The sequence below is a fragment of the Thermobifida sp. genome (assembly GCF_017577275.1).
In the GTDB taxonomy this organism is placed as follows: Bacteria; Actinomycetota; Actinomycetes; order Streptosporangiales; family Streptosporangiaceae; genus Thermobifida; species Thermobifida fusca.
On the sequence record NZ_PITY01000020.1, the window covers coordinates 195,854 to 210,006 of the forward strand.

7 protein-coding genes are annotated in these 14,153 nt (G+C 61.6%); 1 reads left to right on the top strand and 6 read right to left on the bottom strand.

What is annotated here, in order from left to right:
• Window positions 1–811: 811 nt before the first annotated feature.
• The 6 genes from CW348_RS05975 to CW348_RS06000 all read right to left on the bottom strand — a co-directional run bounded on the left by CW348_RS05975 (window position 812) and on the right by CW348_RS06000 (window position 12,185).
• A complete protein-coding gene (locus tag CW348_RS05975; protein ID WP_061783640.1) occupies window positions 812–5,284 on the bottom strand; it encodes an AAA domain-containing protein in 4,473 nt (1,490 codons plus the stop codon).
• Between the two features lie 604 nt (window positions 5,285–5,888).
• A complete protein-coding gene (locus tag CW348_RS05980) occupies window positions 5,889–7,625 on the bottom strand; it encodes an ABC-three component system protein (RefSeq protein WP_011291165.1) in 1,737 nt (578 codons plus the stop codon).
• Window positions 7,615–7,875: an ABC-three component system middle component 6 gene (locus tag CW348_RS05985; RefSeq protein ID WP_011291164.1), complete on the bottom strand. Its 261-nt coding sequence runs from the start codon at window positions 7,873–7,875 to the stop codon at window positions 7,615–7,617. The genes CW348_RS05980 and CW348_RS05985 overlap by 11 nt, the downstream gene beginning before the upstream one ends.
• Complete coding sequence (locus tag CW348_RS05990; RefSeq protein WP_234351641.1) at window positions 7,872–8,816, bottom strand: ABC-three component system protein; 945 nt, start codon at window positions 8,814–8,816, stop codon at window positions 7,872–7,874. The genes CW348_RS05985 and CW348_RS05990 overlap by 4 nt, the downstream gene beginning before the upstream one ends.
• Window positions 8,817–9,439: 623 nt before the next feature.
• A complete protein-coding gene (locus tag CW348_RS05995; RefSeq protein WP_016188304.1) occupies window positions 9,440–10,363 on the bottom strand; it encodes a DNA-processing protein DprA in 924 nt (307 codons plus the stop codon).
• A 271-nt stretch (window positions 10,364–10,634) separates the two neighbouring features.
• On the bottom strand, window positions 10,635–12,185 hold the full coding sequence (locus CW348_RS06000) for an exonuclease domain-containing protein (RefSeq protein WP_011291161.1): 1,551 nt from the start codon (window positions 12,183–12,185) through the stop codon (window positions 10,635–10,637).
• Window positions 12,186–13,726: 1,541 nt separating this feature from the next.
• Between CW348_RS06000 and CW348_RS06005 the strand changes: the two genes are divergently transcribed.
• Window positions 13,727–14,023, top strand: coding sequence for a hypothetical protein (locus CW348_RS06005; RefSeq protein ID WP_104612532.1), 297 nt, complete (start codon window positions 13,727–13,729; stop codon window positions 14,021–14,023).
• The last annotated feature ends 130 nt before the right edge of the window (window positions 14,024–14,153 follow it).

The following is a 14,153-nucleotide window of genomic DNA, read 5'->3' on the forward strand; positions in this document are numbered from 1 at the left end:
GATATCTGGCGAACCGCTCACACCAATGGTGTTGCCGAGTTCTTTCGGGGGTTTCCCCAACCTCCGAACTTCCTTCACTTGATCACCACCTATCACACAACCAACGGTTTCAAATACTCAAAGTATAGGAGATTCCATATAAAGAGATATCTAATTCGATAGTTTCATCTATCCTCTTTTCATACATCATTACATCTTCAACCCCAATTCCTGATCTTTACTCGAAAGTGCATTGTCGACCAGGATTAAGACCTGGAGAGTGGAGGGCTCTGGTCCTCTCCACCAAGACCAAACCGAGACGTCGCCGCAGGTAGCCGCCTTTATGAGGTCTCACCACTACGCTTCGGAGTATGCTCTTGCGCCGCTTGCCACCATTCTGCGACCACGACAGCGGTAGTAGGACCACAGAGGCTGCTGCCAGACTTTTCCCATTTCTCGTCCTCTCTCTTAGGCAAGGGGACCTGGGCAGCGGGTGCTGATTGCTGTGGTCAACTTTCAGCGGTGCATCTGATCTGTTCTTTCCTAGAAGTGTTCTTCTGCTCTTCTTCCAGGAACCGCAGCAACAACCTCTCGGAAGGGGATTGATCTCCGGTGCACATCCCGGGCCAACCTTGTGCCCCCTATCCCCGCCCTAGAGGGCTCAATTCCTCAGAAGCGACTTCTGCATCAACGCGGAACGCAGCCTAGGTGCCACTCTTGGCATGAGCAGCCGGCCCAAAACCTTCACACAGAAAACGATCTTTGGTGGGGATCGGGCAGTGTTCGGCTGCCACGACCCCCACCAACATTCCGCTTCGAGAATCGCTGGCCGCTACATTCCGCTGCCTGTCTCCGCGGGCAGGGTCATGGGCCGGATGTCCAGTTCCGCCAACCGCTGCCACAGGGGTTGCAGCGCGGCTTCAGGGTCGCGGAAGAACCGGCTGCCGCGGATCCGCACGAAAGTCCAGCCGACTCTTTCGAGTTCCCGCTGCCGGGCGGCGTCTTCAGCCGCGTTTTCTTCGTTGTGGTAGGCGTCCCCGTCGCATTCCACCGCGAGGCGGCGGCTGCCGCCTTCAACGACCAAGTCGATGCGGTAGCGGCCGACCTGGTATTGGGGGTAAACGCGGTAGCCCCGGTCGCGCAGGGCGAGGAACACGCGCTGTTCGAAGAGGCTGTCGAACGGTTCTTGGCGGACGTCGGGGGACACGTCCCCGATCCCGGTGCCGTCGTGCAGGTGGAGCGGACGGTTCAGGTATTCCAGGTAGGCGCGGCGCAGGTCGTTCTGTCCCAGGTCGGAGATGGAAACACTGTGGAACACCCACACTTGGTCTCGGGCCCGCGACGCCGCGACGTTAATGGCCTGCTTGTTCCCTTCCGCGCTGAAGTGGCTCAGGCGGCGCGGCCCGTCGGTGCCTTCCCGGCTGACGACCATGCTGATGAAGATCACGTCTCGTTCGTCGCCTTGGAACGCGGCCGGGCTGCCGACGCGGATACGCCGTTCACTGCGTTCGTCGAAGGGGAGCCGTTCGGCGAGCAGGTCTTCGATCAGGGTCTGCTGGGCGTGACCGAGCAGGGTGATGACGCCCATGCTGCGCCCCTCGTAGGCGGGGTCGTTGCAGCAGGCGATGATCTGCCCCACGAGGCGTTCCGCTTCGAGCCGGTTGATCTGGCGCTGCCCGCTTCCTTCCACGACGCCCGGCACGTAGACGGTTTTGAGCGGGGGGAGACGGTCCGCGCCGTATTGCCGCAGCGGCTGCAACTGGCCCTGGTAGCACAGTTCGTTGGAGAAGCCGATGATTTCGGGCATGCAGCGGAAGTGCTCTTTGAGCATGAGCTGCCCGGGGCCGCCCGCAAGCCCGGAGGTGATGTCGAAGAAGCTCCGGTCGGGGGAGAACAGGTTGCGCCGCGAGGGCGACAAGTCGGCGAGCAGCCGTTCCTGCAGCCGGAACAACTGTTCCCGGTCGAGTCCCACATTGGCCGGGCTGACCTGCTTGTCGTCACCGACGACGACGATCCGGTCGGCGATCCAGGCGAGCAGCATCGCCTCCGGCCCGGACTGGCTCGCCTCGTCGATGATCACCACATCGAAGATGCGGGGCGTGTCCATGGGGATGGTGGCGACGACCTGGTACATGGGCATGATCCAGGCCGGGACAGCGGGGCGGCATTCGCGGAGGCTTTCTTGGGCTTGCCGCTGGTAGCGGGGAGCGTATTTCCCGGTTCCTTTGCCGATTTTGCGGACGCTCTGCTGGTAGGAGCGGAGCGCGACTTCTTGGCCTTGGGTGAGGCGCCGCAGGCACGAGTCCCAGGCGAGAGCAGCGGCGAGCCTCCGCATGGTGGTGCGGATCTCGCTGTCGGCTTCGCTGAGTTTGGCGCGGCAGCGGTCTTCCGCTTCCGGGTCGGTGAGTTCAGCGAGCCGTGTGTTCCACGCCGACCACGCCCACGCTTTCTCTAGTTCGGGGAGCCGTTCGTCCCAGACGGTGTCGTCGTAGGTTTCGGCGATGGCCCGTGCCAGCGTGGGGTGGGCTTCGTCAACGGTCGCGTACGCATCCTGGTAGGCCTGGCGGGCTTGTGCCGCAGCGCGGGTCTCGGCGAGGGACGCGCAGGCGTGTTCGTAGGCGTCCGGGTCGAGTTTTTCCAAGGCGAGCTGGGCCTGCCGGAGGTCGTCGGACACCACTCCGCGTTCTTCCCAGTGCTGGATTTCCGTGAGGGCGCGGTCGACGAGCTGGCGGGCAGGGCTGGCGGCGTGTTCCGCGGTGGCTGCGGTGAGCAGCAGGCGCACAGTGTCGACTGCGGTGGGATCAGCCCAGTCGAGCACAGCGAGTCCGGGAACGGTCGCGGTCTCGGTGGCGACGCGTGCGCGGGTGTCTGCCAGGTGCACGAGCTGGGCGAGCCCGTCGAGGTCGTCGCGGAGGGCCGCGATCCGGGAGCGGGGGTTCTTCCACGCGTTGCCGGCCGCCTGCTGGGGCAACCATTCTTCTTCGGTTTCCGCCAGGAGTTGTTCGGCTTCGACGCGGGCGCGGACGAGGGCCGCTGTGTCAGCGGTGGTGGGTTCTTTGCCGTCGACGCGCACGGTTTCCACGAATTCCCGGACTTCTTTGCCGAGCCGGGTGCGCATGCCGAACAGGCCGCGCAATTGCTCGCCTGCGGCGAGCCCGTCGTGGAGGCGGACCGCATATTCTGCGGCTTTGTCGAGGGGGAAGGTGTCGAGGCCGGTGATGCGTGCGTCGCCGACTTCCGCGGTTTTCTGTTCCGCGGCTGCAATCGCTTGTTCGATCTGCGCGTGCTGTTCCCGGATTCTGCGGTCCCGACCGGCAAGCACGTCGTTTCTGGCCTGCTGCCAGCGGTCGCTGAGCCGTGCCGTGATGTCGCGGGATGCTACGAAGGCTTCCACTGCCGCAGTAATGTCCGCGCAGCGTTCCGGGGACAGGCTGCGGATGGCGGCGTCGGCTTCGCCTTCCCACAGGCCTTCGGCAGCCTGAGCGGCCTTCTCCGCTTCGGTGATCTTGTGGACGGCGTCGCGGAATTCGGTGGGGGTGGGAAGCTGGTCGGCTGCAGGCACGTCAGCAGCCCGCTTCCGCTGTTCGGGGGTGTAGTTGCGGGCGGCGCGCAGCAGGGCGAGGGCGTCGGCGGCGGTCAGGGCGGGCTGCGGTTGGCTGACGGTGCCGATCCACCGGTATCGGGGTTCTTCTGCGGCGAGACGCTCCGCGATGTCTTGGAGTGAGCCCTGGTAGTCGCCGATTTCCGGGGAGAAGTGGTAGGTCTCTTGTTCCCGGATTTCGCGGAGCCGCCGCAGTACTTCTGCCCGTTCGCGGCGTGTCTTGTCCAAGTGTTCTTCGAGGCGGCGGATTTCTTTCTTCGACTGTTTCGGGGAGAAGTCGGAGCGCCGCTCCAGGATGGCGCGAACGGATTTTTCGAGTTCTTCCTGGGCTTCGACCCCGTCACCGGTCCTGCTCACGCACAGGGCTTGGATTTCTTCGGGGAGTTTTTCTTTGAGGACGCGCAGGGCCCGGGCGGTGTGGCTGGTGATCAGCACTTTCTTTCCCTGGGCGAGCAGGTCAGTGACCAGGTTGGCGATGGTGTGGGTCTTCCCGGTGCCGGGCGGTCCTTGGACGACGACGAGGTGGCTCTGGTCGAGTCGTTCCGCGATGGAGCGCTGCTCCTGGTTGGAGGGAAGCGCGAAGTAGGGTTCGCGGGCCGGGGTAGCGCGCTTGTCTTCGTCGTCGACGTCTGCGAGGGAGTGGCTGCTGCGGTCGTCGTCAGCTCCGGTGAGGAACCGCAGCAGCGGGGTGAGGTCTTCGCACGTTTCTAGGCGCTTGGTGATTTCCCGCAGGGCTTTGAGCTGGTTGTCCCGGGGGCGTTCCCGCAGGATGAGGGCGGGTGCGAAGCTGATGCGCGGAGCTTCGGTGCCTTGGTCGGCGTGGCGGGTGAGGCTGTCGCTGTAGTGGGCGTCCGCTGCCGCTTCGATGCTCCATTTTTGGAGGGCGGTGTGGAGGTGTTCGAGGCCTTCCACCCCTTCGTAGGCGGCGCCCTGGTCGAGTTCTGCGGTGATGCTTTCCCGGACTTCTTCGCTGACCCGCTGGTCGGGGTCGAGCATGTCTTCTTCGAGGACGAGTCCGGGGGTTTCCGGGTCGGGTGCGAGGGTGAGGGCGCCGGTGTCGTCGAGGGTGATGACCATTTTCCGGGTCACCAGGTGGCGGCCGACTGGTTTCCCGTCGGACTTCCAGGTCAGGTAGCCGAAGCCGAGCACGAGTTCGTACGACTCTCCGAGGTCTTCCATCTCCTCGCGCATGCGGTAGAGAGTCTCGTAGTGCCGGACGGCTTCCGCGGTTTCGCGTTCACGTTCCGCCCATTTCATCCACTGGGCGCTCCACGAGGCGTAGGCTTTCCGGATCTGGTCGCGGTCCTCGTGGTCGTCAAGGAAGATTTCTCGAGGCGCTTCGAGGTCGATGTCGTCGATGTCGTCGACGAGGTCGATGTCGGTGATCCGTTCCCGCAGTTTCGGCGGTTCGGTGTTCTGGTAGCAGTACAGGTCACTGAGGGTGATCCAGGGTTCGAGCACCTCAGGGACTGCTGGTGGTTCTTGCTGGTGGATCCTCTTGATGCGGAGCCACGCCTTCTGGTCTGGGTCGAGCAGGCCAGAGGCCACGTAGTCGCTGCCTGTGGGAAGTTCGCTGAACCAGAGTTTTCGATGGGCGGAGCTGAGCGTCCTGATCGGACGGAGCCGTGTCTGTTCTGCTTCCGCGAGGAAACGGAAGATGCGGCGTGCGATTTCGGTGTCCTGTCGCGCAGTCTCCGCGCCCATGCAGACTCCTCACCCTGTCACGTTTGTTTCGTGGTGTGTTCCGTCGGGTGAGAGTAACGAGACACCGCCCCAAATAAGCAGAAACGGTGACAAATCATCACTTTTGGGGACTTTTTCGGACTCGGTGCGTGTCGTATCGGCTACAGCATCGGGAAGCCGCTCTCCCGCCCCGGCAGGGAAGAACAGCACGGTAGATCAACGACCCGTTTTTCTGTGCTGCGGCACTCGCCGAGTGCCAACCCAGGGAATCAACCACTCTGCCTGTTTGAGCCCGGAGCTGCAGGAATTGCGCTTTGCTCGCTGAGGGGGTTTGACCCACGAGGATGAACTCGGCGGCGTTCATCGGACCGCAGGAATGCTGGCCACGATGATGCCACAACACTTCGGGAAGTTTGCTGTAGTCGCGGACCCGCTGGTTGGCCAGGAACCCCCGGGTGAAGATCACCGGTTGTCCGTGGTCAAAAGGCAGGGCGTGCATGGATACGCACACCAGCTCCCCGGATAGCAGAGGTGAGTCCGGTCCGATCGCCCCGCCCGGCAGAGAGCAGCCGTATGCACCGCGGTATCGATCTCCGTCGTAGGTCCGCGACCGCTTGGAGATCCCCTAGAACCGGAAACCGAAGAGGCCACCGCTGGGCGTGTCATTGAGGCGAGGTTTGATGACGTAGGGATCCGGATCAAATCCGAGGTTCTCGGCCTTGGCAAGGTCGTCGGAGTTGATGGTGACGACGTACTGCATGCCTTCGTCTTCCATGAGTCGTGCGGCTAGCGTCAACGCCCGGTACACCTGGCGTTCATCGACTCCGTCGTAGAGCTTACTGTCGTGGACCAAGAAGTCTGGGCCGCGTCCTTCTCGGTGCGCGATGATCGCACAGGTCAGGTCGAAGCAGAAGGTCTTCATGTTGGAGATGCCGCTGCTGCTGTCACTGTCGAGCTGGAGGATGATGTCCAGCGAGCTCTTGCGTGCTTTGAAAGCGAGATAGGGCGTGCGGTCGTTCCCGTAGAGCTCTTGGACGAATGAGCTGAACAGGGCGTGGGCCTGCTGTTCGACCTCGGCTCGTTCTTCGATGTCAATCTGCATCTCCTCTTCGAGCCGGTCTTTTTCTCGGTCGATCTCTCGTTTGCTCTGCTCGAGGGCCTGCGCCGCGGCGAGCCGGTGTTGCAGCGCTTCAAGACGTGCGCGTTCCTGGCCGAGAGCGTTCTGCAAAACGGTGAGCGTGTCCAGAGCACCGCCCTCGTTCAGGATTCTCATGAGTTCAGCCTGTCGCCGACCTAATTCTTCGCGCTCCTGTTCACTAGCCCTGATTCGCTCCCGGAGCTGGGTGATCTCCTCTTGCAGGTAGTGCCGACGGTTACGCACTACCGCTTGGTGGAATTCCCTAACCTGGTCGAAGCGTGCCCGTACCTGGTCACCGAGGATGACGTTGAGTTCGGCGTAGGCCCTCTCCAGGTAGCGATCATCAGGTTCGTAGACATCGGTGACGGCCTGTTCCAGTTCTTCCAGGTTGCGGCGGTGGACGGCTTCCTCGTTGCGGAGCTTGCGGATGCGTCTGTTGACCTCGTCGGCTTCCCGTTGGATTTCTTCGTATTCGGGAACCACCTTGAATTCGTTGATCTGCTGTTCCAGCTCGTTGACCCGCTGCTGGACTGTACGAATCTGTCCTCGCAGCTCCGCTGACGAACCGACAATCTTGCCCCATACAGGGTCTTTCTGCGCAGCGACGAGTTTCCTTCTGGTTGCCTCCCGCTCGGAAAGGTCAACGTAACGCCGGGCCAACCTCCAGTCCATGCCGAGCAAGTAGGACAGGTTAGTGGTGACCAGGTGAGCGGAGGTCCGCTCTGCAGGTTTGAGGGCGTCTTTGAACCCGCCTTTCTCCTCACGGCGCATGTAGAGGTTGAGCAGGATGCGTCCGCTGAGTCCTTTGTCCTCGGGACGTATGCCGAACAGGTCTCGTTCAATGGCAGCACGCCACTCTTTGAGTGTGACGGGCTTTTCGTCCTCGAAGAGGGTGTGTGACTCCTGTGTGATGTCCGGGTTCAGCAGGATCTCGTTCGGGCTGCGGCCGCTCCGCCTGATTCGGATCGGGTCTTCCTGTCCCGGCCAGTCCATGTCGAGCCGGAAGGTTGCTTGGCTGATGGTTTTGTCGTCCATCAGCTTGATCCCGGTTTTGTCTGCCCCCAGCAGGAAGTGCAGCAGTTCCACCACGCTCGTCTTGCCGACGGCGTTGCGGCTCTGGTCAGGGGTGGAGGTTGCTGTCCGATCCGCGACGATCAGGTTGAGCCCTGGTCGGAAGCGGACTGTACGGAAGCGGGGATCGTCCGATCCGAGTTCACGCAGCATGGGGGCGCTCCCGGAACACAAGGATGTCGTTGCGGAGTTCGACCACTCCCAACGCGTAGAGGACGTCGAGGGCCAGGACGAACCACCAGAAGGGAATGGGGGAGGTGTGCCGGTTCTCGGCTCGCCACTTCTTGAGCCGCCGCCACGCCTGGGTGACGGTGACGGGCTGGTGTTCCGTGGCTAGCAGGATCTGCGCGCCGACTGCAAGCAGAGCGCGTTGTGGTGCGATGCCCTTTGTCGGGGTGATCACCCTGCTACCTCCGCGTACTCGTTCGACGGCTGCCAGTCCTCCGGCGGGATTTCGAAGATCTCACACTCTCCGAAGAAGTACATCAAGATGACCTGTGCGTTGACGTACCCCTCTCTTGTCGGAGCTTTATTGCCGAGAACATACTGTTGCATCTGGTAGAGGATCTCGTCGGGATCCGAGTATTCCTGGCTTATCCGCTGGTACTCGGCGTGGAAGGCGGCAGCGGTGTTGTCTCGTTCAAACGGGTCGTTCCGTTGCTGGTAGTAGGCCTCGACGAGGGGGACGTACTTCATCCGGCTTATCAATTCGTCCCGCAGGTCCGGAGAGAATCCGTTGTATTCGAGCTTGTTGCGCGGCGGGGGAAGGATCACATCTGACGGCCTTGCTTGTATCCGCCGTTTTCCTAGTTCAGCGAGAAGCGGGGCGAGGTCTTCCATCTCGACGCCGACGACTACCTCTTTCGCCGGAAGGCTCTGCCCAAGCAAGTCCTCTACGTCCGAAACGTCGAGTTTGCAGACCTCCTGGATGAAACGGCATGCTCCAAACACTTCGAACTTGAGGTAAGGGTGGTCCTTCCGGGCTTTGCTGATCTCTGAGCTGATCACCGGCCCGACGCCGCGGAGGTCATTGTGGACGAAAACGAAAGTGTCGAACTCGTCCCTGCGCTTCTCTAAAGCACCGGTGAGGTCCTTGGTGAACTTCCTGCTGATCTCGGACGCGTTGTAGGTCTCCGGCGCGTAGCACGCGTAGAGCTTCCGATCGTTGATGGTGAGCCCGTCTGCGCTGCGGTCTCCCAGACGGCCCTGGGTACGAACCGGCACGAAGTCGGGATAGCGAAGCTGCATCAAGTCATGGAAAAAGGACTCGAACTCTTGGCCGTGCAGTTCGCTGAGTTTTGCTCGCACCATCGGTCTCACGAGAAACCGTTGCCAAGACTCCACCGCTGTCCTCTACTTCTGCCTGGCTGAGTTTGTCGCTCCTTTTTACCAAGCGCACTATGACCGCTGCCATAGGTTTGCCCTATTTGGCATTTAGGAGAAGCAGGGCACCCTGGCAAGCCAGTACACTGGCCCATCTCCCTTCATCTAGAATCAATCCAATGATTACTATTGATGGTTACCCGAGGAATGGTTCTCACAATTGACCAATTAAGGGGAAGTTCTGGAGCACAGAAGTCTTCCTGGCGTTTGTCATGTGCTTTCCTTCGGGAACAAGGAGAGCGAACAAGGTTCTCGCTCTCGTTAATTCCGAGCCCCGGCTCATGACGCCAGGAGAGAGGCCTAGTTCCAGATATTTGAATCAGAGCACAAGAACTGGAAAGCCACCTCGCGACCCAGAACTTTCGAATAAATCTTGCACTCTAATGATCCTGCAAGTCCAGGATGTCCTTCTTCAAAAATACGGTCTCCAGTCTGCCACGTGCTCTCAAGCATCATGGATCAGCGGAGTAGCCCGCTCCGAACATCCAAATGATTTTTGACAACAGGTTACAGAGAGTTCTATCCACTCTGATGCACATTTCTTTAACTGGCCTGTTGCATATGAGATCTGGAATTACCGAGCTTCACCAGTCAAATGTCGACGTCTCAAGCGCAGCGATGAATTCATCGGCGGTCATCGTGGCCTCTGCGAGGATGCTGTCCACGACTTCGACCAGTTCCGCTATCCCCGATGCCACGTACACTCCGGGACGTTCGCTGTGCTCCCGGGCCCACTGGTTGGCCAGGAGTTCCTGGGTGAAGATCACCGGCCTCCCGTGGCGGAGTGCGATGTGCGCTTGGGCGCGCGCACTGCTGTGTTCTCCAGCCTCTACAACAATGGTGGCGGCCGCGTAACCGCTCATCACCGCGGTTCGCAGTGTGAGGTTTTCCCGTGCGGCAGGGGTGTCGGGGAGGAATGGGCTGAGTACCATCCCCCGCTCAGCGGTTTCCTGCTGGAGCTTCCGGCTGCCCCGCGGGCGGTAGTGGTTGATCCCAGTTCCAAGCACAGTCACAGTCCTGCCTCCTCGGCGGAGGACAGCAGTGTGCGCCACCGTGTCGACCCCCGCTGTCAGTCCGCTGACGACTGTGATGTTCCGCTCGACGAGCGCTTCGGCGACGCCGCTCACGATTGCTCGGCCTCGCGGGGACGGTCTGCGCGGTCCGACAACGGCGACGGCACGACGGTCATGGGCGACTGCGCCTTTGGTGAAGACCACTGGAGGCATTTCGTGGATTTCGCGGAGCGCCGCTGGATAGTGGTCCTCCCAAAAGGCGTGGACACCGACTCCGTGCGAGGCACACTGGTCCAGCAAAGCTCGGGCTTTGGCGATCGCACGCTCAAGTGGACTGTCTTCGGTGCCGCAGGGCATGTTCCGCGTCCGGAAAGTCTTCTCTAGGACGGCCCGTACGCTGTCCGCGTCGAGGATCTCCTCCACGATCTTCGACCACGCGGTGCGCTTGGCGAGGAGCAGAGCGAACAGGGCGGCCCGTTCTTCACGTTGCTGCATAGCGGTTCGATGGGAGCGTTCCTGTTGAGGATCGGAGACTGGCACGGAACCGCCCTCCCATCCGCTTACTCCGCCAATGTGGTCCTAGCCATGTCAGCGAGAACATAGCTCCCACCAGAGACATGCCGTTTTCCCTTCACTGTGGGAGGGCCAGCAGCCTGGTTGATGCTGCTGTTCCGGTGAGCGGAACCGCTGACTCCCCCGGCTATGCGGTCCTCGCTGGCCGCATACGCCGTCCACGTGCGGCCAGCGAGGACGTGTGAAGCCAGGCTCAACCGACCAGGCCCGGCACCGTGCCCGCAGCACCGGCGAGGGTTGCGAGGAGCAGGATCGCCCCGGCGCATCCTCCGTTTTGCGTGGTTTTGCTCGAGGTGAAGACCGGTGCTGTTTCGTCGGCGAACCGGTCGACGAACTTGACCCGGTATTCGGCGTCGGTCAGTTCGCGGGGGCGCCAGAACTGGTGCCATTCGTTGGTGGTTTCCCCGGCCTGTTCGTGGGCTTGCTCGGCGGCGATGCGCGCAGCCACGTCCCCAGCCCGCGTGTCGGCGACGAGTGCTGCCCCGCGCTGCTTCTGTTCGACTTCGGCGCTGAGCAGGGTCCAGGCTTCTTTGGGGGTGAGGATGGGGACTCCTCGTTCCCTGGCCTGCGCGGTTTTGGTGGTTTCTACGCCGTCGGGGGCGATGACGAGCCGGACGGTCTTGGTGACGTTCGCGGCGACTTTCGCGCCGTGGTCAACCGCGTAGTCCATGACGTCGGTGAGTTCTTTGCCTTCGCCGACGGGGAGGATCCGCCAGCCTTTCAGGGGCCCGTTGCGGCGTGCTTTTTCGGCTGCAGCGGCTTCTTCGAGGTCGCTGATGAGGTGGCTGACTGCGAGGTTTTTCGCGGCGCGTTGGAGTTCGCGGAGTTCTGCTGCGGTGACGACGCCGTCGGCTTCAGCCCGGTCGCGGGCGCGGAGCAGGAATTCTCCGTGGACGCCGCGCGCGGTTTCTTGGGTGAGTCCGGCGCGGGAGGCGAGCAGGGCGAGTTGTTCGGCTTCTTCGCCGACGACGCGGCCGTCGGAGAGGGCGTGGGCGAGCATCGCCTGGTAGTCGTCGAGAGCCTCGGACCGGGGCGGAGGCGAGTCGACCATGAGGGGGAGCCGTGCGGTGAGGGTGGCGAGCCAGCCTTCGCTGCCTTTGCGGAGTGCGGCCGCGCGGGGGGCGATGATGCGGGTGCGGGGTAGTTGCGGGAGGGGCGCGGGGGTTGGTCCGTCCCAGTGGAGGGGTTGGGGAGCGGCGTTGATGAGTTCGGTGAGGACAGCGGCGAGGGACCGGGCGTCGCCGAGTGCGCTGTGTTCCGCGGTGGGCCACCGGCCGGTGAGGAGGTGGTGGAGGTGGGCGAGGCGGTAGCCGTAGCGGTCGAGTTGGTAGCGGGCGGCGACGAGGGTGCAGAGTCCGGGGATGCCGGTGAGGGGAACACCGAGGCGGGCGAATTCGGCGGCGAGGAATTTTTCTTCGAAGTCGAGTTTGTGGCCGACAACGATGGCGCCGTCGAGGTAGGCGAGGAGGTCGCCGGCGACTTGGTCGAAGCTGGGCGCGGTTTTCACCCAGGTGTCGGTGATGCCGTGGAATGCCGAGTTGCGGATCGAGGATCCAGGGTTGACGAGGGTGGAGTATTCGTCGAGGACGGTGCCGTCGCCGCGCATGCGTACGACGGCGATTTCGCAGACGCGGGCTCCTCGCTTGGGGTTGAGGCCGGTGGTTTCGAGGTCGAGGACCGCGTAGGTGAGCGTGCGGGGGTCGAGTCCGCCGCGTCGGGTGAGTCGCCCGTAGTGGAACACCATGGGGAACCTCCGGAGAACTGTATGCCTTCGCTACGGTGTCCCACACCGCAGAATTTTTGAAGAGAAGTACCGGAAATTCCCTAATTTTGTGGAGCGGGCATTTGATTCCCGAACGCCTGTTCCTTTTGCGCTGCGTGCAGTAGCGTGAGCTTTCAGTAGTGGCAGCAAGTCGGTCAGGATACTGTTCGTCTTGTTTGCTGGACGAGGTCTTGAGCGGGTGCTGGCTGTGGATTCAGGCAAGGTCCTGGGATAGGGGGTTCTTCTCCTGTTTTCCTGGGCGCGTAATAATGACGGATTATCTGTTCTGCCTTCGGACGGTGATTGCAGCGCCCGATAGCATTCTGGCCTGAATTCGCACTGAATCAGGGAACGGTTGTTGCGCTTTTTCTTATATTCCGAACAGGGGTTTCCACCGCTGTTGAGAGTCGTTGATCAAACGCAGCGGTCGTGGGTGACTAACCGGTTTCCATGACGGGTTTGCGGCCTTTCCCCCTGTGTGCACTCGCCCTCGATCCTCGCTTCTTCTGGTTGCGCTGTCTGTGGCGTGAGGCTTCGACTGGCTGCCCGCTGTTCGAGCCTGCTCCCCCAAGTGGCCGTCTCCTCCTGACGCTTGAGGCGGGCTTGACTGCTCTGGGAGTGCCCCTGCGGGATGCCGGGCCCGCGGTGGCGTAGCGGACAGTGTCTGCGTACTTCTGCTGGCTGCGGGAAGACGCCACCGGTCCCGCCGCACACCGAAGCGGATGCTCCTTCTGTGTCCACCATACAGCCCGCCAGGAAAGGATTTTCCAGAAACAAAAGAACGCAACCCGTCGAAGCGGATATTTCCCTGACCTGAACAGCGGCAGCGGCACGAGGGCCTCTACCGATCACCACGAAAAGCAGAAAAGAAAAGTTGGCAACTTGGCATTAGCTTCCTTTTCCATAGGCCTACAATCTCTTTCTCCTCGTGCATTTCTTGTCTTCGGTGTGGTAAAAGCAGGTAGCACTGCGACAGCAGGACACAGGGGGACAGTCCGCTCTCGGCGATGAGGGGGTCTCGCATGGTCGACGCGTGCTCAGTACTCATACGCGGCTTGATTCTTTGATTTTCCGCGCCCTCAGTTCTATTTCGCCTTCCGGACTGATCCGCAGAGTCCGGGTGCTGTAAACCCGCGGTGAATCATGTGCTCTGAGAGAAGTCTGCGAGCGCGAGTCAACCTGCAGTGATCAGCGGAGGACCGCCGTGATCCAATGCCCGGTCTGCTTGAACAACGACCAGATAAGAAAAGTGTCGTCGATTGTAGGGTCAGGAAGCACGACGGGGTACACCACCGGGTGGGTGGGGGACAGCTCCTATTCTGTGAGGCATTTCTCTCAGAACAGTCTTGCTTCCCAGCTTTCTCACGAGCACCCCTGGGATCCCCCCGGATGCCTCATATTCATAGGGGGCCATCTACGCCCTCGCAGCTTTCGGACCGGATTTCATCCGATTCTTGACAGGGGTACCTGTCGTTCTTGTTGTATGCATATTTATTATGGCCAAAGAGTGAGAAAGAGGCATCTTGAAGAGCCTCTTTAGCCTCAAAGGATGGATCTCCAGCATTCTCTCCGGCCTTGCCATCATGTTCCTTTTCGCGGGATCCTTCTACGGCGTCACCACCTTCTTGGCAGGAGCCTCTCTCGTAGCTTTTGTAGTGCTAAGAAAAAACTATTTGCATAAGAACAGGGAGAAGCACGCTCGGGAGCTGGAAAACTGGCACCAGCTCTACTACTGTTTCCGCGACGACGTCGTCTTCCATCCCGGTACGGGACGTTACGGGCCTCCGGAAACAGCGCAGCTTCTCACTCAGGAAGAGTGATCACCCCAACGCGGTACCAGACCAGCGGGGGTTCGCTGCGGCCTTCGCCTTCCGCAGCAGCCACCCACGCTCGAGAAAAGGAGCACAGCCGCAGGCCCCTCGCTCCCCTGGTCGCGCCGGGCGAAGAACG